At 61.0% G+C, this 18467-nt stretch carries 19 protein-coding genes and 1 pseudogene; 14 read left to right on the top strand and 6 right to left on the bottom strand.

Going from position 1 to position 18467, the window contains the following annotated elements; genetic code table 11:
* Window positions 1-1179: 1179 nt before the first annotated feature.
* Window positions 1180-1519 (bottom strand): annotated as a pseudogene (locus tag CO660_RS12550) (transposase); the annotation flags it as partial.
* A 197-nt stretch (window positions 1520-1716) separates the two neighbouring features.
* Here CO660_RS12550 and CO660_RS12545 point away from each other — a divergent pair.
* Both CO660_RS12545 and CO660_RS33290 read left to right on the top strand, forming a co-directional pair.
* The gene (locus CO660_RS12545) at window positions 1717-2154 is read left to right on the top strand and encodes a DUF4174 domain-containing protein (RefSeq protein WP_097598973.1); all 438 of its coding nucleotides are present in this window, start codon (window positions 1717-1719) and stop codon (window positions 2152-2154) included.
* A 37-nt stretch (window positions 2155-2191) separates the two neighbouring features.
* Window positions 2192-2359 (top strand): hypothetical protein, encoded by a 168-nt coding sequence (locus tag CO660_RS33290; RefSeq protein ID WP_020920431.1) that lies wholly within the window; start codon window positions 2192-2194, stop codon window positions 2357-2359.
* Here the strand turns inward: CO660_RS33290 and CO660_RS12535 are convergent.
* Together CO660_RS12535 and CO660_RS12530 are read right to left on the bottom strand one after the other, a co-directional pair.
* Window positions 2356-3237 carry a LysR family transcriptional regulator gene (locus CO660_RS12535; RefSeq protein ID WP_097598972.1) on the bottom strand — a complete coding sequence of 294 codons (882 nt, stop codon included), beginning with the start codon at window positions 3235-3237 and terminating at the stop codon, window positions 2356-2358. The genes CO660_RS33290 and CO660_RS12535 overlap by 4 nt on opposite strands.
* Complete coding sequence (locus CO660_RS12530; protein ID WP_097598971.1) at window positions 3237-3548, bottom strand: putative quinol monooxygenase; 312 nt, start codon at window positions 3546-3548, stop codon at window positions 3237-3239. Before CO660_RS12530 ends, CO660_RS12535 begins: the two co-directional genes overlap by 1 nt.
* Window positions 3549-3711: 163 nt before the next feature.
* Here CO660_RS12530 and CO660_RS12525 point away from each other — a divergent pair, with 163 nt between their 5' ends.
* The 8 genes from CO660_RS12525 to CO660_RS12490 all read left to right on the top strand — a co-directional run bounded on the left by CO660_RS12525 (window position 3712) and on the right by CO660_RS12490 (window position 12361).
* Window positions 3712-5208, top strand: coding sequence for a CoA-acylating methylmalonate-semialdehyde dehydrogenase (locus tag CO660_RS12525; protein ID WP_097598970.1), 1497 nt, complete (start codon window positions 3712-3714; stop codon window positions 5206-5208).
* 217 nt (window positions 5209-5425) lie between these two features.
* A complete protein-coding gene (gene rirA / locus CO660_RS12520; RefSeq protein WP_097598969.1) occupies window positions 5426-5908 on the top strand; it encodes an iron-responsive transcriptional regulator RirA in 483 nt (160 codons plus the stop codon).
* A gap of 334 nt (window positions 5909-6242) precedes the next feature.
* The gene (locus tag CO660_RS12515; RefSeq protein ID WP_097598968.1) at window positions 6243-7838 is read left to right on the top strand and encodes an ABC transporter substrate-binding protein; all 1596 of its coding nucleotides are present in this window, start codon (window positions 6243-6245) and stop codon (window positions 7836-7838) included.
* Between the two features lie 86 nt (window positions 7839-7924).
* Window positions 7925-8929 (top strand): ABC transporter permease subunit, encoded by a 1005-nt coding sequence (locus CO660_RS12510; RefSeq protein ID WP_097598967.1) that lies wholly within the window; start codon window positions 7925-7927, stop codon window positions 8927-8929.
* A 9-nt stretch (window positions 8930-8938) separates the two neighbouring features.
* Window positions 8939-9829, top strand: a complete 891-nt coding sequence (locus CO660_RS12505) for an ABC transporter permease subunit (protein WP_064800740.1) — start codon at window positions 8939-8941, stop codon at window positions 9827-9829.
* Complete coding sequence (locus CO660_RS12500) at window positions 9829-10845, top strand: ABC transporter ATP-binding protein (RefSeq protein ID WP_085777038.1); 1017 nt, start codon at window positions 9829-9831, stop codon at window positions 10843-10845. The genes CO660_RS12505 and CO660_RS12500 overlap by 1 nt, the downstream gene beginning before the upstream one ends.
* Window positions 10842-11795, top strand: coding sequence for a peptide ABC transporter ATP-binding protein (locus CO660_RS12495; RefSeq protein ID WP_085777039.1), 954 nt, complete (start codon window positions 10842-10844; stop codon window positions 11793-11795). Before CO660_RS12500 ends, CO660_RS12495 begins: the two co-directional genes overlap by 4 nt.
* Before the next feature lie 26 nt (window positions 11796-11821).
* The gene (locus CO660_RS12490; RefSeq protein ID WP_097598966.1) at window positions 11822-12361 is read left to right on the top strand and encodes a gluconokinase; all 540 of its coding nucleotides are present in this window, start codon (window positions 11822-11824) and stop codon (window positions 12359-12361) included.
* On the opposite strand, the gene CO660_RS12485 is transcribed toward CO660_RS12490, so the two are convergent.
* From CO660_RS12485 to CO660_RS12475, 3 genes are all read right to left on the bottom strand, one after another.
* Window positions 12351-13598, bottom strand: a complete 1248-nt coding sequence (locus tag CO660_RS12485) for an FAD-binding oxidoreductase (protein WP_097598965.1) — start codon at window positions 13596-13598, stop codon at window positions 12351-12353. The genes CO660_RS12490 and CO660_RS12485 overlap by 11 nt on opposite strands.
* Before the next feature lie 72 nt (window positions 13599-13670).
* On the bottom strand, window positions 13671-14174 hold the full coding sequence (locus tag CO660_RS12480; protein ID WP_097598964.1) for an isoprenylcysteine carboxylmethyltransferase family protein: 504 nt from the start codon (window positions 14172-14174) through the stop codon (window positions 13671-13673).
* Window positions 14171-15223 (bottom strand): type III polyketide synthase, encoded by a 1053-nt coding sequence (locus CO660_RS12475; RefSeq protein WP_097598963.1) that lies wholly within the window; start codon window positions 15221-15223, stop codon window positions 14171-14173. The genes CO660_RS12480 and CO660_RS12475 overlap by 4 nt, the downstream gene beginning before the upstream one ends.
* Before the next feature lie 166 nt (window positions 15224-15389).
* On the opposite strand from CO660_RS12475, the gene CO660_RS12470 reads away from it, so the two are divergent.
* From CO660_RS12470 to CO660_RS33595, 4 genes are all read left to right on the top strand, one after another.
* Window positions 15390-15926, top strand: a complete 537-nt coding sequence (locus CO660_RS12470; protein WP_097598962.1) for a tetratricopeptide repeat protein — start codon at window positions 15390-15392, stop codon at window positions 15924-15926.
* Window positions 15927-15969: 43 nt separating this feature from the next.
* Window positions 15970-16575 carry an RNA polymerase sigma factor gene (locus CO660_RS12465; RefSeq protein ID WP_097598961.1) on the top strand — a complete coding sequence of 202 codons (606 nt, stop codon included), beginning with the start codon at window positions 15970-15972 and terminating at the stop codon, window positions 16573-16575.
* On the top strand, window positions 16572-17378 hold the full coding sequence (locus CO660_RS12460) for a Fis family transcriptional regulator (protein ID WP_097598960.1): 807 nt from the start codon (window positions 16572-16574) through the stop codon (window positions 17376-17378). The genes CO660_RS12465 and CO660_RS12460 overlap by 4 nt, the downstream gene beginning before the upstream one ends.
* A gap of 416 nt (window positions 17379-17794) precedes the next feature.
* Window positions 17795-18262 (top strand): transposase, encoded by a 468-nt coding sequence (locus CO660_RS33595; protein WP_210421948.1) that lies wholly within the window; start codon window positions 17795-17797, stop codon window positions 18260-18262.
* Window positions 18263-18467: the final 205 nt, after the last annotated feature.

Here is an 18467-nt window from a genome sequence, read left to right as displayed (position 1 = left end):
CAGCGCCATGCCTTCGTCGCGATGCAGGAGAGGCTGAAGGTCCTGCAGCAGACGGTCCGCGCGCAGAGTAGTCAGCAGATCCTCGCGGAACGGCGTCAGCGAGGCGTCAACCGCGGACGGGGGATTGATCTCTGACTGGACGGCCATTGTCGCAGGGGGCAAGCTGGCACCTAGGAATGATGGGCTCGCTCAGATTTTCGGCATCGCCTCTTAGACTAGTACGGCGAGATGTTGTTCACTTACGGCCTTGGCTAGCATGTAAAACTCGGCCGACCGCCCACACTGCGCCCGGGCATCCGCTTCAATAAAGGAAAAGTTGAGGCTGGTAATGCGAGCGAAGGATCGGCGAGTCAAAAGGCCAGCTGACGGTGAATTCAGGCCAGGCCTGTTTTCAATGCGGGCAAGGACCCCCAGCGCCGAGAATTGAACCACCGTCGATGGCCGCACCGCGATGATGCAGGATCGCGCGGGATTTGAATTGCAGATCCGCGCACCTTGCCGTAGCGAGGCCGTGACGGGGTCCTGCACGCCTTTTCGCTTCAATACTCGAACGTCTTGTCGTCCGACTTGTATGCTCGTCGAAATTCTTCTTCCCAGGGATCGAAAAATTTCTCGCCGTTAGGAAGCGGCGGCTTAGCTGGCCGGTCGTCTTTTTTGTGCTGTTCGTTTGAATCGTTCATGCGTCAGCTTGTAGCCAGAAGAGGCGAATGCGTCGACTATGCGCCGCACACGTTTTGCGAACACAGTTAGATTGCGTGATCGGATTCGGCAGTACCCCCTTCGCGATTAGCTGCTCGGGCTATAACTTAAACACCAAGCAGCCATTGCCTCAAATCTTCGCGCTACTTGTTCGCCTAGTTCCGAATCTGGCCCATCCTCGGAACCTTCGCGAACCTGATTAGCAGTCTTAGTGAGAACACCGGCGGCGTCTTCCCTCGAAATAAGGCCCTTATCCATCAACAAATACAGAGTGTTTATCGAAGCCAACGAATTCGCGCCGGAGATGATGTCATGCTCAGTATCCCACAGATTGCTAGCCAACTGTGCCTCCAAATTATGTTGTTAAAGCATAAGAGCAGACAGGGGTTCGAAGGTCTAGATGCGGCGGCACCGATTGGACTTTGGATGCGTCAGGCTGAAATGTCATTAATTCTAGCCAAAGCATGAGGCATGAGCCGGCTAGACGAAGCCGATAAAATTGGTTGCGAGTTTGTCATAGCGTATGGCGAGGCGACGCCATTGTTTGAGCTTGGCGGAGAAACTCTCGACGCCCCAGCGCTGCTTGCAAGCGATGCTGATGCTTACAGCGGCGTCGCGGAGGAATGAGCGGTTCACCACCCAGATGAAGGAGGATGTGATGCATGCTGTCGGCATCGTGAGCGCGATCGGCGAGCACCTGTTTTGCTGGTAGTCTCCAAACGAGATCGCAGACCAGACCCATATCGTTCTGCTTTCCCGGGCCGAGATGGTAACGAACTGGCAGCCCGAGGGCATCCACTACAGCATGGATGTTACTGCCTGACCTCCAAGAGGCAGTGTTGAACTGATCTACTCCTCCGAAACTTATTGTCACCGCAGCTTAGCCTGGGGCGACGAGGTTCAAAATCCCACTCAGCCGTAACACCGCCCCGCCATCAGAATAAAAATTAGAACCCCGTCGTCTGGATGGAACCCGTGCCATCTCGGACCGTTCTCCAAGGTGACGGGAGAATACGCATGTCGAAAACCCTGCTCTACGGCGCGACCAAGATCGACGAGACGAACGGCGCCTATTCGCCAATCGAAAGCCTGGCCGCTTTCCAGTGGAAGAATCGTGTGTTCATTCTTTTCGCCGACAGGGACAATGCCCGCGCGGCGCGCCAGGAAAACCAGCTGCTGGCCGACCGCAGCGCGCTCGATGAGCGCGACATGGTGGTGCTGAAGGTCTCGGGCGGCAAGGTGCGGGCGCTTTTCGGCGCTGCCGATGGCCTCAACGGCGAAGTGATCCGCCGCGATCTTGATGCGCCGGAGACGGGTGAATTCGCCGCCTTCCTTGTCGGCAAGGACGGAACCGTCAAACTCAAGGTCAGCGAGCCGATCATCAGTGGCGAGCTCTTCGCCATTATCGACAGCATGCCGGTGCGAGCTGCCGAGACGCTGAAGTCGGACAAATAGTCCCGACGACCATCGCAAACATAAAAGGGAGGCGGTCATGTCCGTGCCCAACGAACCCATTCCCGATCAGCCGCCAATGCCTGCACCCGGCTGGAAGCCGGTGCCGCCGATCACCGAGCCGGAGCCGGACCGACTTCCCGATGAAGCGCCGGTCCCCAATCCCGATGAAAACGACGAGCCGGCCAAGCACGTTTCGGCGACTTAAAGGAAGATGTGGCGCTCGGCGCCGACGAGTTCCTGCAGGAAATCGACGACGCTGCGGACGCGCACGAGGTCGCGAGCCGTTTCGTGATAGGTTGTCCAATAGGCGCGCCGGATCGAAACCTCAGGCAGGATGCGCTCGAGTTCCGGATATTGCCGGGCGATATAATCGTGCAGGATACCGATGCCGGCACCTGACCGCACCGCCTCCGTCTGGCCAATCGCCGTCGAGATTTCGAAGCTTGCATCCCAACTGCGCATCACCTCGCCGGAGAAATTCAGCGAGGCGGTGAAGATCAGGTCTTCGACATAACCGATGCGCGGATGCGCCTTCAGTGCATCGACATCGCCAGGTCTGCCGTGTGAGGCGAGGTAGTGGCGCGAGGCGTAGAGTCCGAGCGTATAATCCGTCAGCTTGGAGGAGACGAGCCGCCCCTGTTCGGGACGTTCCAGCGTGATGGCGATATCGGCCTCACGCTGCGACAGCGAGAAGGAGCGCGGCACCGGCACGAGCTGGATCTTCAGCTCCGGGTGGCGCTCGATCAGCCTGCCCATGCGCGGCGCAAGAAAGGAGACTCCGAAACCATCAGGCGCGCCGACGCGCACCGTCCCGGCGATCGCCGTGTCGGTGTGGCCGAGATTGGCCTGCGCCGCGAGCATTTCGGTTTCCATCCGCTCGGCGGCATTGAGGAAGATGCCGCCTTCCGCCGTCAGGTCACAGCCATTCGTGCGGCGCACGAAGAGCCGCGTCTTCAGCGCCGCTTCGAGCGACGTCAGCCGGCGCGAAAGCGTGGCGTGGTTAAGCCCCAGGCGTTTCGAAGCGGCAAGGATCTGTCCGGTGCGGGCGACGGCCAGGAAAATGCGAACGTCATCCCAGTTCATCACTTGGCCCGCATTGCAATCGGATCGACCTCGATAAGCGTCAGCGACGTCACCATGCCGGCCGTCTCCTTCTTGTATGTGAGGAAATGCGGTGTCTGCAGATGCGCCTCATAGGCCTTTTGGTCGGCGTACACTTCGAGAATACGAACGCGGTTTGGAACCCCTCGGATGGAAACAGCGCTGAGCGAAAGGACACCCTCTTCCCGCGCGACCGAAGCCTCGATCTCCTCCGTAAGCAATGCTCGATAGGCGTCGAGCCTCTCGACGGCGATCTCCAGCTCCGCCATTCGCACGACCGGATTTTGGCTCATCGATCGACCCTCCTGAATTTGACTTGTTCGCATGCCGCGCCAAGTTTGGGAGCAGCAGCGCCTGCATCGAAACTATAAAACATGCACAACGGTTGCTTATATCACGGCGTTGATTTGTGCAAATTGAAGTGCGATTGTAGCCATCCAAACAGGAGGAACATCCATGCGTGAGATCGGACATTTCATCGGCGGCAAGCAGGTCGCCGGCACCAGCGGCCGCGTCAGCAACGTCTACAATCCGGCGACCGGCGAAGTGCAGGCGACCGTCGCCCTCGCCAGTGTCGAGGAGCTTCGCGCCGCCGTCGAGAACGCCAAGGCCGCGCAGCCGAAATGGGCTGCCACCAACCCGCAGCGCCGCGCTCGCGTATTCTTCAAGTTTGTCGAGCTCCTGAACAAGCATATGGACGAACTTGCCGAGTTGATTTCGAAAGAACACGGCAAGACGATCGAGGATGCCAAGGGCGACGTCGTTCGTGGCCTCGAAGTCTGCGAATTCGTATGCGGCATCCCGCATCTCGCCAAGGGCGAATTCACCGAGGGCGCGGGTCCGGCGATCGACATGTATTCGATCCGCCAGCCGGTCGGCATCGGCGCCGGCATCACGCCTTTCAATTTCCCCGGCATGATTCCGATGTGGATGTTCGCGCCGGCGATCGCCTGCGGCAATGCCTTCATCCTGAAGCCTTCCGAGCGTGATCCCTCCTTGCCGATCCGTCTTGCCGAACTGATGATCGAAGCCGGTCTGCCGGCCGGCATCCTCAACGTCGTCAACGGCGACAAGGGTGCGGTGGACGCTATCCTCACCGATCCCGATATCGGCGCCGTTTCCTTCGTCGGCTCCACGCCGATCGCCCGCTACGTCTACGGCACGGCAGCCATGAACGGCAAGCGTGCCCAGTGCTTCGGCGGCGCCAAGAACCACATGATCATCATGCCAGACGCCGATATGGATCAGGCCGTCAACGCGCTGATGGGCGCAGGCTATGGTTCGGCCGGCGAGCGCTGCATGGCGATCTCGGTTGCCGTTCCAGTCGGCGAAGAAACCGCCAACCGCCTCGTCGAGAAGCTGACGCCGAAGATTGAGTCGCTGCGCATCGGCCCCTATACCGACGACAAGGCCGACATGGGCCCGCTCGTCACCAAGGACGCCTATAACCGAGTTCGCGGCCTGATCGACCGCGGCATCGAGGAGGGTGCCAAGCTCGTCGTCGACGGCCGCGATTTCAAGCTCCAGGGTTATGAAGACGGCTATTTCGTCGGCGGCTGCCTGTTCGATCACGTCACGCCTGAGATGGACATCTACAAGACCGAGATCTTCGGACCTGTCCTTTCCGTCGTTCGCGCCCAGAACTATGAGGAAGCGCTGTCGCTGCCGATGAAGCACGAATATGGCAACGGCGTCGCGATCTATACCCGCGACGGCGACGCTGCCCGCGATTTTGCCTCACGCATCAATATCGGCATGATCGGCATCAACGTTCCGATCCCGGTTCCGCTCGCCTACCACTCCTTCGGCGGCTGGAAGGCCTCGAGCTTCGGCGACCTCAACCAGCACGGCACGGATTCGATCAAGTTCTGGACCAAGACCAAGACGGTCACCGCGCGCTGGCCCTCCGGCATCAAGAGCGGCGCCGAATTCGTCATGCCGACCATGAAGTGATCTGCGTGACAGATCGAACTGCAATGCGGGGGCCTTTCGGCCCCCGTTTCATTGGGCGTTGGCAGGCCATTTTTGACTATAACCAGAAGATCGTGGAGCAGGATTGACCTCGCGGCAAAGGGCCTCATAAGCTGAATGCGAATTTCATATTTTGGAATTGTTCAAAACTACCAAACCGCCTATATACGTCTGAACAGGCACGAGTCAGGAGATCGGCATGCGGTTGACGAAGCAGACCAACTATGCGGTTCGCATGTTGATGTATTGTGCTGCCAACGAAGGGCAGCTGAGCCGGATTCCGGAAATTGCCAAGGCCTACGGCGTTTCCGAACTGTTTCTTTTCAAGATCCTCCAGCCGCTGAACAAGGCAGGTCTGGTCGAAACCGTGCGCGGCCGCAACGGCGGTGTGCGCCTGGGCAAGCCGGCGGCCGAGATCACGCTCTTCGATGTCGTGCGGGTGACGGAAGACAGTTTCGCCATGGCCGAATGCTTCGAGGATGACGGCATGGTCGAATGCCCGCTGGTCGACAGCTGTGGTCTGAACTCGGCGTTGCGCAAGGCGCTCAACGCCTTCTTCGGCGTGCTCTCGGAATATTCGATCGACGATCTCGTCAAGGCGCGCCCCGAGATCAATTTCCTGCTCGGAATTAGCGGTGAGCACCAATACCGCAAGCCGGCGGCCGTTGCCCCCGCCGCCTGATCTCAACAAACAGGACAGACTTCTGAAAACCGCGGTTGCTTCGGCAATCGCGGTTTTTGTTTGCGGCTTATGGTTGCGCTTATGGGTGCTGAAATGTCCAACATGCGCTGCTGAGAGGGCGTAATTATCCAAAATGCGACGAAATCCCGGACATTTTTGTCCGAATATTTCCGAATAGGGCTGATTTTTGACCAAAAATTTCTAAAATTGTCCAGCTGGAAAAATTTTCTCCGTAGGCCGTTGCTTTCAGTACATAAATGTCGTTCCATCGACCGTCGATCGGGATGCCTACGGGTCTCCAGACATGAAAAAAGAACAACCGGGAAACAATATTATGAAAAAGATCTCTGTCATGCTGGCAGCGACGGCCCTGATTTCGGTCATGGCGACGTCCGCCTGGTCCAAGACCCTTGTTTATTGCTCCGAGGGTTCGCCGGAAGGCTTCGACCCGAGCCTCTATACGGCAGGCACGACCTTCGACGCGTCCTCGCGCACCGTCTACAGCCGCCTCGTCGAATTCAAGCATGGCGGCACCGAGATCGAGCCTGGTTTGGCCGACAGCTGGAGCGTTTCGGACGACGGCAAGGAATACACTTTCAAACTTCATCCCGGCGTCAAGTTCCAGACTACCGACTTCTTCACCCCCACGCGCGATTTCAACGCCGACGACGTCGTGTTCTCCTTCGAGCGCCAGCTGAAGTCCGACAATCCGTGGAACAAGTATGTCGAGGGCGGTTCTTACGAATACGCTGCCGGCATGGGCTTCCCGGAACTGATCAAGTCGGTCGAGAAGGTCGATGACCTTACGGTAAAGTTCACGCTCAACCATCCCGAAGCGCCGTTCCTGGCCGACCTCGCCATGGACTTCGCTTCCATCATGTCCAAGGAATATGCCGACAAGCTTGCCGCCGACGGCAAGATGGCGCAGCTGAACCAGCAGCCGCTCGGCACCGGCCCTTACACCTTCGTCGCCTACCAGCCGGATGCCGTCATCCGCTACAAGGCGAACGAAACCTATTTCAAGGGCAAGGAAAAGATCGACGATCTGGTTTTCGCGATCACCTCTGACGCTGCCGTGCGCGCTCAGAAGCTGAAGGCCGGCGAATGCCACCTGATCCCTTATCCGAATGCCGCCGATGTTCCCGAACTGAAGAAGGATGAAAATCTGACCGTCCTGGAGCAGCCCGGCCTCAACGTCAGCTACCTTGCCTACAACACGCAGATGGCGCCCTTCGACAAGCCGGAAGTTCGCCGCGCACTGAATTCGGCGATCAACAAGCAGGCGATCGTCGACGCGGTCTTCCAGGGTGCGGCCACCGTTGCCAAGAACCCGATCCCGCCGACCATGTGGTCTTATAACGACGCCGTTCAGGACGAGAAGTACGATCCGGACGCAGCCAAGAAGGCTCTGGCCGAGGCCGGCGTCAAGGATCTCAGCATGAAGGTCTGGGCGATGCCGGTATCGCGCCCCTACATGCTGAATGCCCGCCGCGCTGCCGAACTGATCCAGGCCGACTTCGCCAAGATCGGCGTCAAGGTCGAGATCGTCACGCATGAATGGGCCGAGTACCTGAAGCTCTCTTCCGACGTGAAGCGCGATGGCGCCGTCATTCTCGGCTGGACCGGCGACAATGGCGACCCCGACAACTTCATGGATACGCTGCTCGGCTGCGATGCCGTCGGCGGCAACAACCGCGCTCAGTGGTGCAACAAGGAATACGACGACCTCATGACCAAGGCGAAGCTGACCGCCGATGTCGGCGAGCGCACCAAGGCCTATGAGCAGGCGCAGCTGATCTTCAAGAAGGAAGCCCCCTGGGCAACCCTCGACCATTCGCTCGTCTTCGTTCCGATGAGCAAGAAGGTCTCGGGCTTCAAGATGGACCCGCTCGGCATTCACCGTTTCGACGGCGTCGACGTATCCGAATAACAAGAATAATGTAAGAATGCCCGGCATAGCTGGGCGCAGCCGGCGGTCAGGACCTCCTGACCGCCGGAAACTATTGGACATCTGCCATGTTGCGTTTTTTTATCGGCCGCCTTGCGGTGCTGATCCCGACATTTCTCGGCGTTTCCCTGATTGCCTTCTCGTTCATCCGCCTGCTGCCCGGAGATCCCGTCATGCTGCTCTCGGGCGAACGCGTGATGGCGCCGGAGCGGCACGCCCAGATCATGCACGATCTCGGTTTCGACCGGCCCATGTATATGCAGTATTTCGACTATCTCGGAAAAGTGCTGCAGGGCGATCTCGGCACCTCGATCGTCACCAAGCGGCCCGTTCTCGGCGAATTCCTGACATTGTTTCCGGCAACGCTGGAACTGTCCTTCTGCGCCATCATCCTTGCGGTCTGTCTTGGCGTGCCCGCCGGCGTCTTTGCGGCCGTCAAGCGAGGCACGTGGTTCGATCAGAGCGTGATGGGTGTCGCCCTCGTCGGTTATTCCATGCCGATTTTCTGGTGGGGTCTGCTGCTCATCATCTTCTTCTCCGGCTATCTCGGCTGGACCCCGGTATCGGGCCGCATTTCGCTGATGTATTTCTTCAAGCCGGTGACCGGCTTCATGCTGATCGACAGCCTGCTGTCAGGTCAGAAAGGGGCCTTTGCTTCGGCCGTCAGCTATCTAATTCTGCCGACTATCGTGCTGGCGACCATCCCGCTCGCGGTCATCGCCCGCCAGACGCGCTCGGCCATGCTCGAGGTTCTCGGCGAGGACTATGTCCGCACCGCACGCTCGAAAGGTTTGAAGCCGCTGCGCGTCGTCGGCGTGCATGCACTGCGCAATGCAATGATCCCCGTCATCACCACGATTGGCCTGCAGATCGGTGTCCTTCTTGCAGGCGCCATTCTCACCGAGACGATCTTCTCCTGGCCGGGCATCGGCAAATGGATGGTCGATTCGGTGTTCAAGCGTGATTACGCGGTGGTCCAGGGCGGCCTTCTCCTGATCGCCGGCGTCATCATGCTGGTCAATCTGGTTGTTGACGTCCTCTACGGCTTCATCAATCCGCGCATTCGTCACTAGGAGCGGTCCATGAGCACGGTCACCGTCAAAACCGGCCAGCCATCCGCTCTTGCGGAATTCTGGCATTATTTTTCCCGCAACAAGGGCGCCGTCATCGGCCTCGTTGTTTTCGTCATCATCCTCGTCGTTGCGATCTTTGCACCGGTTTTTGCGCCGCATGCGCCGAACGAGCAGAATCGTGAGGTGCTCTTGGCAGTGCCGGCCTGGATGGAAGGAGGCCACGCCTCCTTTCCGCTCGGAACGGATGCCGTCGGCCGCGATATCCTCTCGCGCCTGATCTACGGCGCGCGCTTCTCGCTTTTCATAGGCGTCGTCGTCGTCACGCTTTCGGTCATCTGCGGCGTCCTGATCGGCCTCGTCGCCGGCTATTTCCGCGGCCGGATCGATACCGCCATCATGCGCCTGATGGACATCATCCTGGCCTTCCCGTCGCTGCTGCTCGCGCTCGTGCTGGTGGCGGTCCTGGGTCCCGGCCTTACCAATGCGATGATCGCGATTTCGCTGGTCAACCAGCCGCATTTCGTGCGGCTGACCCGCGCCTCGGTCATTTCCGAGCGTGAGAAGGAATATGTGATCGCCTCGCGCGTCGCCGGCGCGGGAACGCTCCGCTTGATGTTCAAGACGATCCTGCCGAACTGCCTCGGCCCCCTGATCGTTCAGGCCACACTTGCCTTCTCGGCGGCCATCCTCGATGCCGCCGCTCTCGGTTTTCTCGGCATGGGCGCCCAGCCACCGACACCCGAATGGGGCACCATGCTCGCCGAGTCCCGTGAGTTCATCTCGCGCGCCTGGTGGGTCGTGACATTTCCAGGCCTCGCCATCCTCATCACCGTTCTCGCCATCAACCTGATGGGCGACGGCCTGCGCGATGCGCTTGACCCCAAACTGAAGAGGTCGTGATGCCGCTCCTCGAAATCGAAAATCTGACTGTCGAATTCCAGACGTCTTCAGGTCTTTTCCGCGCCGTCGACGGCGTATCGCTCACCTGCGACAAGGGTGAGATCCTCTCGGTCGTCGGAGAATCCGGTTCGGGCAAATCCGTCGCCATGCTGGCCCTGATGGGGCTGCTGCCGTGGACGGCGAGGATCACCGCCGACCGCATGCAGTTCGACGGCAAGGATCTGCGCGGCATCTCCGGCCGCCAGCGCCGCCGGATCGTCGGCAAGGAGATGGCGATGATCTTCCAGGAGCCGATGTCGAGCCTGAACCCGTGCTTCACCGTCGGTTTCCAGCTCGGCGAGACCCTGCGCGTGCATATGGGTCTCAACCGGAAGGAGCGCCGCGAACGGTCGATCGAACTCCTGAGCCTCGTCGGCATTCCGGCGCCGGAAGATCGCCTGTCGAACTTCCCGCATCAGATGTCGGGCGGCATGAGCCAGCGCGTCATGATCGCCATGGCGCTCGCCTGCAATCCGAAGCTCCTGATCGCCGACGAGCCGACGACCGCACTCGACGTGACGATCCAGGCGCAGATCCTCGATCTGCTCGTGCGCCTGCAGAAGGAGCAGGGTATGGCGCTGGTGCTGATCACTCACGACATGGGTGTCGTCGCCGAAACCGCCGAGCGCGTGCAGGTGCAATATGCCGGTCAGAAGGTCGAGGAGCAGCCGGTGAAGGCGCTGTTCCGAGATCCACACCACCCCTATACGGCAGCCCTGCTTGCCGCCTTGCCGGAGCGCGCCGAAGTCGGCCAGCGCCTTCCCTCGATCGCCGGCGTCGTTCCCGGCCAGCATGGCCGCCCGACGGGCTGTCTGTTCGCTCCCCGCTGCGGCTATGCCACGGTCGAATGCGAACGCGGTGTTGTGCGCCAGGGGCCGGAACTCGGACGGGCGCTGTGCAACTATCCACTGAAGGACGGCAAGCCGCTGGGCCATCCCGGTGTCATGCGCGTTGAAACTGCAGGAGACCTGGTATGACGGGCGCTGTTCTCGAGGGCAGGGATCTCGCCCGTTTCTACACCGTCAACCGCGGTCTCTTCAAAGCCGACGCCACGGTCAAGGCGCTGAACGGCGTCAGCTTCAGCCTCCATTCCGGCAAGACCCTTGCCGTCGTCGGCGAATCCGGCTGCGGCAAGTCGACGCTTGCCCGTCTGGTCACGATGATCGAGGATCCGACGGCCGGCGAATTGCTGATCGACGGCAAGCCGGCGCGGGTCGGCGACCGCAGCCTGCGCAGCCAGGTGCAGATCGTCTTCCAGAATCCCTACGGTTCGCTCAATCCGCGCCAGAAGGTCGGTGCGATCCTGGAAGAACCGCTGAAGATCAATACCGATCTCGATGCCAGCGCCCGCCGCCGCAAGGTGGAGGAGATGATGGCCCGTGTCGGCCTGCGCCCGGAGCATCACGGCCGCTACCCTCATATGTTCTCCGGCGGCCAGCGCCAGCGCATCGCCATTGCCCGCGCGTTGATGCTGCGGCCGAAGGTGCTGGTGCTCGACGAGCCGGTTTCGGCCCTTGATCTGTCGATCCAGGCGCAGGTGCTGAACTTGCTTATGGACCTGCAGAAGGAGATGGGCCTTGCCTACCTCTTCATCTCGCATGGCCTCTCGGTGGTCCACCACATCGCCGACGAGATAATGGTGATGTATCTGGGTCGCCCGATCGAAACCGGTCCCGCCGCCGAAGTCTTCGCCCGGCCGCGCCATCCCTATACGGCCGCCCTGCTGTCGGCGACCCCGATCGCCGACCCCGAGCGCGCTAAGACCCGCATCCGGCTGCAGGGCGAACTGCCGTCGCCGCTGAAGCCGCCGTCCGGCTGCCACTTCAACCCGCGTTGCTGGAAGGCGCAGGACTATTGTCGCCAGGTTTCTCCCGAATTAAGTGGAGAAGGCGCACAACAATATGCCTGTCATTTCCCGCTCGACTGAGCGGAAGCCGCCGTTTGAGAGGAAACATGCAGGACGACCGGATCAACAAACACCATGCGATCATCGTCATGGGGGTCAGCGGCTGCGGTAAGTCCTCGGTCGGCGAGAAACTCGCCGAGGCCTTGCACCTCCACTTCGTTGAAGGTGATGCGCTTCATCCGGCTTCCAATGTGGAGAAGATGTCGAAGGGCATTCCCTTGACCGATGAGGATCGGATGCCCTGGTTCGACCTGATCGGCAAACGCATGCAGGCATCGCTGGAAAAAGGCGAGGGCATCATCGTCTCCTGTTCGGCGCTGAAGCGCATCTATCGCGACAGGCTGAGGGCTGCTGCCGGCGGCAATCTGCTCTTTGTCTACCTCGAAGGATCGAAGGCGCTGCTGACCAAGCGCATGGGCGAGCGCAAGGGGCATTTCATGCCGGTTTCGCTGCTCGAAAGTCAGCTGGCGACACTCGAGGTGCCGACAGGCGAACCCGGTGTCGTCACCGTCGATATCGGCGACACCATCGAAGGCATTGCGGCAACGGCCCTCAGGGGTCTCTCCACCCTCGGTGTTATGGCCTGAAGCGCTGCGGCGAGTAGGCGGAAATATCGATGAACGGCGTCTCGCCGGTGATGAGTTCCGCAAGCACGCGGCCGGTTACCGGCCCGAGCGTCAGCCCATGATGGGCGTGTCCGAAGGCAAACCATAGGCCCTGATGACGCGGCGCCTTGCCGATGACGGGCATCATGTCTGATGTGCAGGGGCGCGCGCCCATCCATGGTTCGGGATCGAGCCTTCCTCCGAGAGGAAAGATGCTACGCGCCACGGCTTCGGCCCGGTCGAGCTGCACCGGCGTCTTCGGTGCGTCAAGCCTTGCGAACTCCGCCCCGGTCGTCAGGCGGATGCCGCGGTTCATCGGTGCCAGCAAATAACCGCGTTCGGCATCGAGGATCCAGTTGTTGAGCATGGCATTGCCCTTGGCGGCATAATGCATGTGATAGCCGCGCTTGACGCCGAGGGGAAAGGAATAGCCGAGCCGGCGCGTCGCGACGGCTGCCCAGGGGCCGAGCGCCAGGACCGCGTCCTCCGCTTCGAGCGGGCCCTCGCTGGTCATGATCTTCCAGCCACTGCCGAACTGGCCGAGCGAGGCGGCATCGCCCGTGACGAAGCGGCCGCCGAGGCTTTCGAAATAGCGGCGATAGGCTGCTGTCAGCGCATGCGGATCGAGCACCGACCAGGGATCGCGCCAGCGGATACCGCCGGCAAAAGGGACGGTAATATCGGGCTCCATGCGGGCGATATCGGCCGACGTCAGGTTGTCATAGGTCACGCCGAATTCGCTCTGCCAAAGCGTGGCCTCGGCGAGGGCCTCGTCGCGCATGGCCTCCGTCCGGAAGATTTTTATCCAACCGTCCTTGCGGATCAGCGCCTGTGCCTGCGAGGCCTCGATCAGGTCCTTGTGCTCGGCAACCGAGTTTTCGATCAGCGGCGCGTAGGCCCGTGTGATGACCGCGTGGCGCCGGGCATTCGAATTCCACCAGTAACGGGCAAGGAAGGCGAGCTGGCTAGGCAAGGCACTGAGATGATAATGGGCATCGATTTCGTTGTTGAGTGCATAACGCAGCAACATGCCGAGCTGCTGGGGGAAGCCGTAAGGCGCAACCCCTTCGCGCTGGATCAGGCCGGCATTGCCGAAGGAGGTCTCGCTGCCCGGATCCTTCCGGTCGATCAGCGTCACCTGTCGACCGCGCCGCTGAAGATGTATTGCGGTGGACACCCCGACGATACCGGCGCCAAGCACGATTGCGTTCTTCGTCATTCCCCTGCATTCCGCATTGTCATAGGTTGAAAATGCCCTTGGCGATCCCGCGGCGCAAACGAAAAATTGTATTTATTTCAAAATCATTGCGCTTTCCAGTGCGGCATTTTCGGCCTTTACGCGCACATGCAGGATGGCGGCATTGAAAAGCGAGAAGACGATCGCATAGGCGGGCAGGCCGAAGGCAAAGGGAAGAGCGGCAATCTCGCCGATGACGATCGCATAGTTCGGATGCCGGAGGAGGCGATAGGGTCCCGATTTCACCAGCGGCGCGCCGGGCAGGACGATGATGCGTGTCGTCCAGCAGTCCTTCAGCGTTGCCAGCACCCAGAGCCGCAGCCCCTGTAGTCCGATGAACAGCAGAAACCAGAAGGGTTGAACCTGCCTGCCCGGCGCCAGCAGCCAAAGGCCGATGATCCAGGCGGCATGCAGCGCCACCATGACGGGATAGTGCTCCGGGGCGACTTCCCTGCCGCCTCTGACGAGAAGGGCAGCAGTGTTGCGCCGGGCGAGCACGAGCTCGCCCAACCGCTGCAGCGTCACGAATGTCAGGAGCGCTATCGACGGCCACATCACGCCGCCCTCCGCAGCGTCACACAGCTTGCCGAAAAACCTGGTCCCATGGCGACCATCGCCGCCCGGTCCGGCAGCCCTGCGCGGATTGCCCGCTCCAGCACGAACAGCACGGTCGGTGAGGACATGTTGCCATATTCGGCAAGTACGGCCCGTTCGTGATCGAGCGTGCCAGGTGTCAGTGAAAGCGCGCTCTCCATCGCGGCCAGCACCTTCATACCGCCGGGATGGCAGATGAAGCGGTCGATATCTGCTGGTCTCAGCCCGTTGCGCCCCAGAATGGCCGCCACCGCAGGGGCGAGTTCCCGTTCGGCGAAGGGCGGCAATGATTGCGCCAGCACGATGCCGAAGCCGCCATCGTCGATCTTCCAGCCCATAATATCGAGCGTATCCGGGAAGAGGTGCTCGCCTGTTGATTCCACCTGGGCCAGTCCGCCTTCGCCGGCGCGGAGCACGCAGGCGGCCGCGCCGTCGCCGAAAAGCGCTGTCGCGATGATGTTCGGCCGCGTCAGCTCGTCCAGCCGGAAGGCGAGCGTGCAAAGCTCGATCGAGACGAAAAGCACGACGGCGCCCGGGCGGCTCCGTGCCAGCCGCGCCGCGATGGCAAAGCCCGAGACGCCGGCTGCGCAGCCGAGCCCGAAGACCGGCACCCGCTCGATATCGGCCCTAAAGCCCATGCGGCGGGCAAGCTGCGCATCAAGGCTCGGCGTCGTAAAACCGGTGGAAGAGACCGTGACGATACAGTCGACATGACAGGCGCCGAGATCGGCCCGGCGAAGCGCCGCGCTGGCCGCCTCGACGAAAAGGGCGCCTGCCACCTCTCCGTAGGCCTGCATGCGGTCCTGCCAGCCATGCGTTTCGTCGAACCAGGCAAGCGGCCGCGCGGCATGGCGCTTGTTGATACCGGCGCTGTCGAAGACGCGGGCTAGATGATGGAAATCCTCGTAGCGGTCGGCAAACAGCCGGGCCGAGGCTTCGGCCGCCTGGTTTTGGAAGATGATATGTTCGGGCGTGGCGGTGGCGAGGCTGACGAGACTGACGGTATCGGTCACGGAATTCTCCTTGTCGTTCCGGCGCAATGCTGAAAACACCCGGTCCCGATGATTTATTCGGCTTTGGACTTCACGAAGCAGTGATGGAGAAAATAGAGAGGCCGGCGAATAAAGCCCAGGGCAGCGGTGTTCTCTCTCCGCAACGTCACTTTCGAGGAGTTTTTCCATGACGATCATGACAGCCCGTATCGCTTCCGTCCTTCTTGGCGGCTGCCTTGCCGCTTCGCTCTTCTCCGGCCCGGTCTTTGCTGTCGGCAACGACAACAGCACGATGCCAACTTGCAAGAAGGGCGAGATCTACGACCAGAAGACCAAGAAATGCGTCAAGCAGCAGAGCGCCAATGTCTCGGACGAGAACCGTACCGACTATGCCTATTCGCTGGCCAAGGCCGGCCGTTATGAAGAGGCGCTTGCCATGCTCGATACGGTCAAGGACCAGAACAGCGCCGAGGTGCTGAACTATCGCGGTTACGCCACCCGCAAGCTCGGGCGCACCGACGAAGGCATCTCCTACTACCTGCAATCGGTGAAAATGGATCCGCAATACGCCAAGGTCCGTGAATATCTCGGCGAAGCCTATGTCATCAAGGGCCGGCTCGATCTCGCAAAGGAGCAATTGAACACGATCAAGACGATCTGCGGCACGGTTTGCGAGGAATATCAGGATCTGAACGCTGTCATCCTCGACCCATCGAAGATCTGAGCTTAGGCCACTAGCGGGAATGGAGCCGGGAAAGGATATCCGAATGTCGGTCGCGCACGCTACAATTCCTGCCTATAGTCGCGCGAGAATGGAATCGCCTGTTCATCAGGCGGTTCCAAGGGATGCAGGATTGGCGGAGGCGGTCATCGCGAGCGAAGCGGATATGAGGAGCGGTCTGACGGAAAACCTGGCCAGGCTCTGGCGTTATGGCCTCGTTCTCTCGCATCAGCGTGATGTCGCCGACGATCTGGTGCAGGCGACCTGCCTTCGCGCGCTCGAGCGCGCCGGCCAGTTCGTTCCCGGCACCCGGCTCGACCGCTGGCTGTTTTCGATTCTGCATTCGATCTGGCTGAACGAGATCCGCTCGCGCCGGGTGCGCCAGGGCCAGGGTTTCGTCGATGCCGGCGAGGCGCTGACCTTCGACGGCGCGCACGAGACTGAAACGCATGTGATGGCGGGGCAGGTGCTGAAGCAGGTAAATGCGTTGCCCGAGGCGCAACGCACGGCGGTTTTCCTCGCCTACGTAGAAGGACTATCCTATCGCGAGGTTGCAGGCATATTGGATATTCCGATCGGGACCGTGATGAGCCGGCTGGCGGCCGCCCGCGCCAGGCTCTCCGGCGCCGGACCGGCAGGGGGACGCCCATGAGCACGAAACACACCATTCCCTCCGACGAGGAGTTGACCGCCTTCATCGACGGCGAGCTGACGACGGAAGAGAGAGCCCGCATCGAAGCCGTCGTCAAGGAAGATGAGAGCGTCGCCGAACGATTGGATTTCCTGGCCCGCGCCAGCCTGCCGTTCGAGCCGGCCTTTGCTCCGCTGCTCACCGAAGCCCCGCGCGAAAAACTGGAGGCGATGCTCGCCGCCATTCCTGCGCATGACGGCGCGAGGTCCGCCTCTGCGCCCGCTGCCACGCGCCGCCGCTTCCTCGGTGCTCTCGCCGCCTCGCTTGTGGCCGGCATCGCCATCGACCGCGCCGTCATCGGCATCGGCAGGGGCTTTTCCGCAAAGGACGAAAACAGCGAATGGCGCGCCGTGGTCGCCGATTATATCTCGCTCTATACCGCCGAAACGCTTGCGGGCCCCGTGCCCGGCAGGCAGGACCAGGCCGCCCAGCTCGCCAGTCTTGACGAGAAGCTCCGCCTGTCGCTCTCCCCTGAAGCCGTCTCGCTCACTGGGGTCGATTTCAAACGCGCCCTGCTGCTGCAATATGACGGCAAGCCGCTCGCCCAGATCGCCTATCTCGATCCCGAGACTGGGCCGATGGCGCTCTGCATCGTGAAATCCGACGCGGGGCCGAAGGCGCCGGACCTTGAAAACCGCAAGGGAATGAATGTCGTCTACTGGTCGAATGCGACGCATGCCTTCATGCTGATCGGGCATGCTGCTGCGGACCGGATGACTGCGATGGCGGACGCCGTGCGGGGGAGGGTGGCTGTTGAGTCTTGAACAGGGCAGCGGCTCGCTGCCCAAGACGACGAGTCGGGCGAATAGCAAAGAGGTGGTAATGGCAAGGCTGCGCAAACTCAGATGGAAGCTGTGTTTGCGAAAATACTAGCTGTGTGGCGCGGCGGCCGATGAGGTTCACCGCCGCCTGTCGGCCAAAGCCGATTGGACGGTGCGGTCGCTTGCCGCCGCTCTGAAGGTGGCAGGCATCCATGTCTCTCACGACACGGTTTGGCGTTTCCTGCGCCGTGAAGGCAAAACATTTAAAAAAAAAAACTGATCGCCAGCGAGCAGGACAGGCCGAAGGTGGCGCGGTTCCGGAGCCGCTGGAAGTCACATCAACATCGACTTGATCCGGACCGCCTGGTGTTCGTTGACGTAACCTGGGTCAAAACCAACATGACGCGCACCCGCGGCTGGTGTCAACGTGGCCAGCGCTGATCGCCGGAATACCGCGTGGCCATTGGAAGACGCTCACCTTCCTCGCCGGGCTGCGCCACGACCGCATCGTCGCGCCTTTCGTGCTCGATGGCCCAATCAACGCCACCGCTTTCACAGCCTGGGTCGAGCAATGCCTGGCACCAACCCTCAATCGCGGCGATATCGTCATCCTCGACAATCTCGGCAGTCACAAGGGCAAGCCGGCGCGCAACGCCATCCGCAGTGCCGGCGCCCACCTGTTCTTCTTGCCGCGCTACAGCCCCTATCTCAAGCCGATCGAGATGATGTCGCCAAACTCAAGACTCTGCTGCGCAAGGCAGACGAGCGTAGCGTCGAAGCGACATGGCGGCGCGTCGGTGAAGTCCTCAAGGCATTCAGCCCGCTCGAATGCGCCGCCTACCTCAAGCATGCAGTATATGTTTCAACATAAACCTGACAGACTCTAGTGGTCTTCCGGCAACAGGATCACAGAATCGATGGACGGCCATGGTCTAGGGGACGCGGCCGCAAAAAACACGTTTGAAGGCGGTTGGACCTAACGTCGATGTCTCAAGCCGCCGTATTGGTTTCGGCTCCGGTGAACGCAAGATCGGAAACTTCACCCGTTGAGGAATAGCCGGAAACAAGTTCTGCCAGGGTCGCGCGGGCCGC

It is taken from the genome of Rhizobium sp. L9 (assembly GCF_002531885.1).
Lineage (GTDB): Bacteria > Pseudomonadota > Alphaproteobacteria > Rhizobiales > Rhizobiaceae > Rhizobium.
Note: the sequence above shows the minus strand (reverse complement) of the source record. Positions and strands in the feature narration are given on the sequence as shown.

What these genes read in the sequence shown, in the direction of transcription:
- CO660_RS12495 (WP_085777039.1), top strand. Translation starts at nt 10,842, where the DNA reads ATGACGGGCGCTGTTCTCGAGGGCAGGGATCTCGCCCGTTTCTACACC.
- CO660_RS12460 (WP_097598960.1), top strand. Translation starts at nt 16,572, where the DNA reads ATGAGCACGAAACACACCATTCCCTCCGACGAGGAGTTGACCGCCTTC.
- CO660_RS12525 (WP_097598970.1), top strand. Translation starts at nt 3,712, where the DNA reads ATGCGTGAGATCGGACATTTCATCGGCGGCAAGCAGGTCGCCGGCACC.
- CO660_RS12510 (WP_097598967.1), top strand. Translation starts at nt 7,925, where the DNA reads ATGTTGCGTTTTTTTATCGGCCGCCTTGCGGTGCTGATCCCGACATTT.
- CO660_RS12505 (WP_064800740.1), top strand. Translation starts at nt 8,939, where the DNA reads ATGAGCACGGTCACCGTCAAAACCGGCCAGCCATCCGCTCTTGCGGAA.
- CO660_RS12515 (WP_097598968.1), top strand. Translation starts at nt 6,243, where the DNA reads ATGAAAAAGATCTCTGTCATGCTGGCAGCGACGGCCCTGATTTCGGTC.
- rirA (WP_097598969.1), top strand. Translation starts at nt 5,426, where the DNA reads ATGCGGTTGACGAAGCAGACCAACTATGCGGTTCGCATGTTGATGTAT.
- CO660_RS12470 (WP_097598962.1), top strand. Translation starts at nt 15,390, where the DNA reads ATGACGATCATGACAGCCCGTATCGCTTCCGTCCTTCTTGGCGGCTGC.
- CO660_RS12500 (WP_085777038.1), top strand. Translation starts at nt 9,829, where the DNA reads ATGCCGCTCCTCGAAATCGAAAATCTGACTGTCGAATTCCAGACGTCT.
- CO660_RS12490 (WP_097598966.1), top strand. Translation starts at nt 11,822, where the DNA reads ATGCAGGACGACCGGATCAACAAACACCATGCGATCATCGTCATGGGG.
- CO660_RS33290 (WP_020920431.1), top strand. Translation starts at nt 2,192, where the DNA reads ATGTCCGTGCCCAACGAACCCATTCCCGATCAGCCGCCAATGCCTGCA.
- CO660_RS12535 (WP_097598972.1), bottom strand. Translation starts at nt 3,237, where the DNA reads ATGAACTGGGATGACGTTCGCATTTTCCTGGCCGTCGCCCGCACCGGA.
- CO660_RS12485 (WP_097598965.1), bottom strand. Translation starts at nt 13,598, where the DNA reads ATGACGAAGAACGCAATCGTGCTTGGCGCCGGTATCGTCGGGGTGTCC.
- CO660_RS12465 (WP_097598961.1), top strand. Translation starts at nt 15,970, where the DNA reads ATGTCGGTCGCGCACGCTACAATTCCTGCCTATAGTCGCGCGAGAATG.
- CO660_RS12530 (WP_097598971.1), bottom strand. Translation starts at nt 3,548, where the DNA reads ATGAGCCAAAATCCGGTCGTGCGAATGGCGGAGCTGGAGATCGCCGTC.
- CO660_RS12545 (WP_097598973.1), top strand. Translation starts at nt 1,717, where the DNA reads ATGTCGAAAACCCTGCTCTACGGCGCGACCAAGATCGACGAGACGAAC.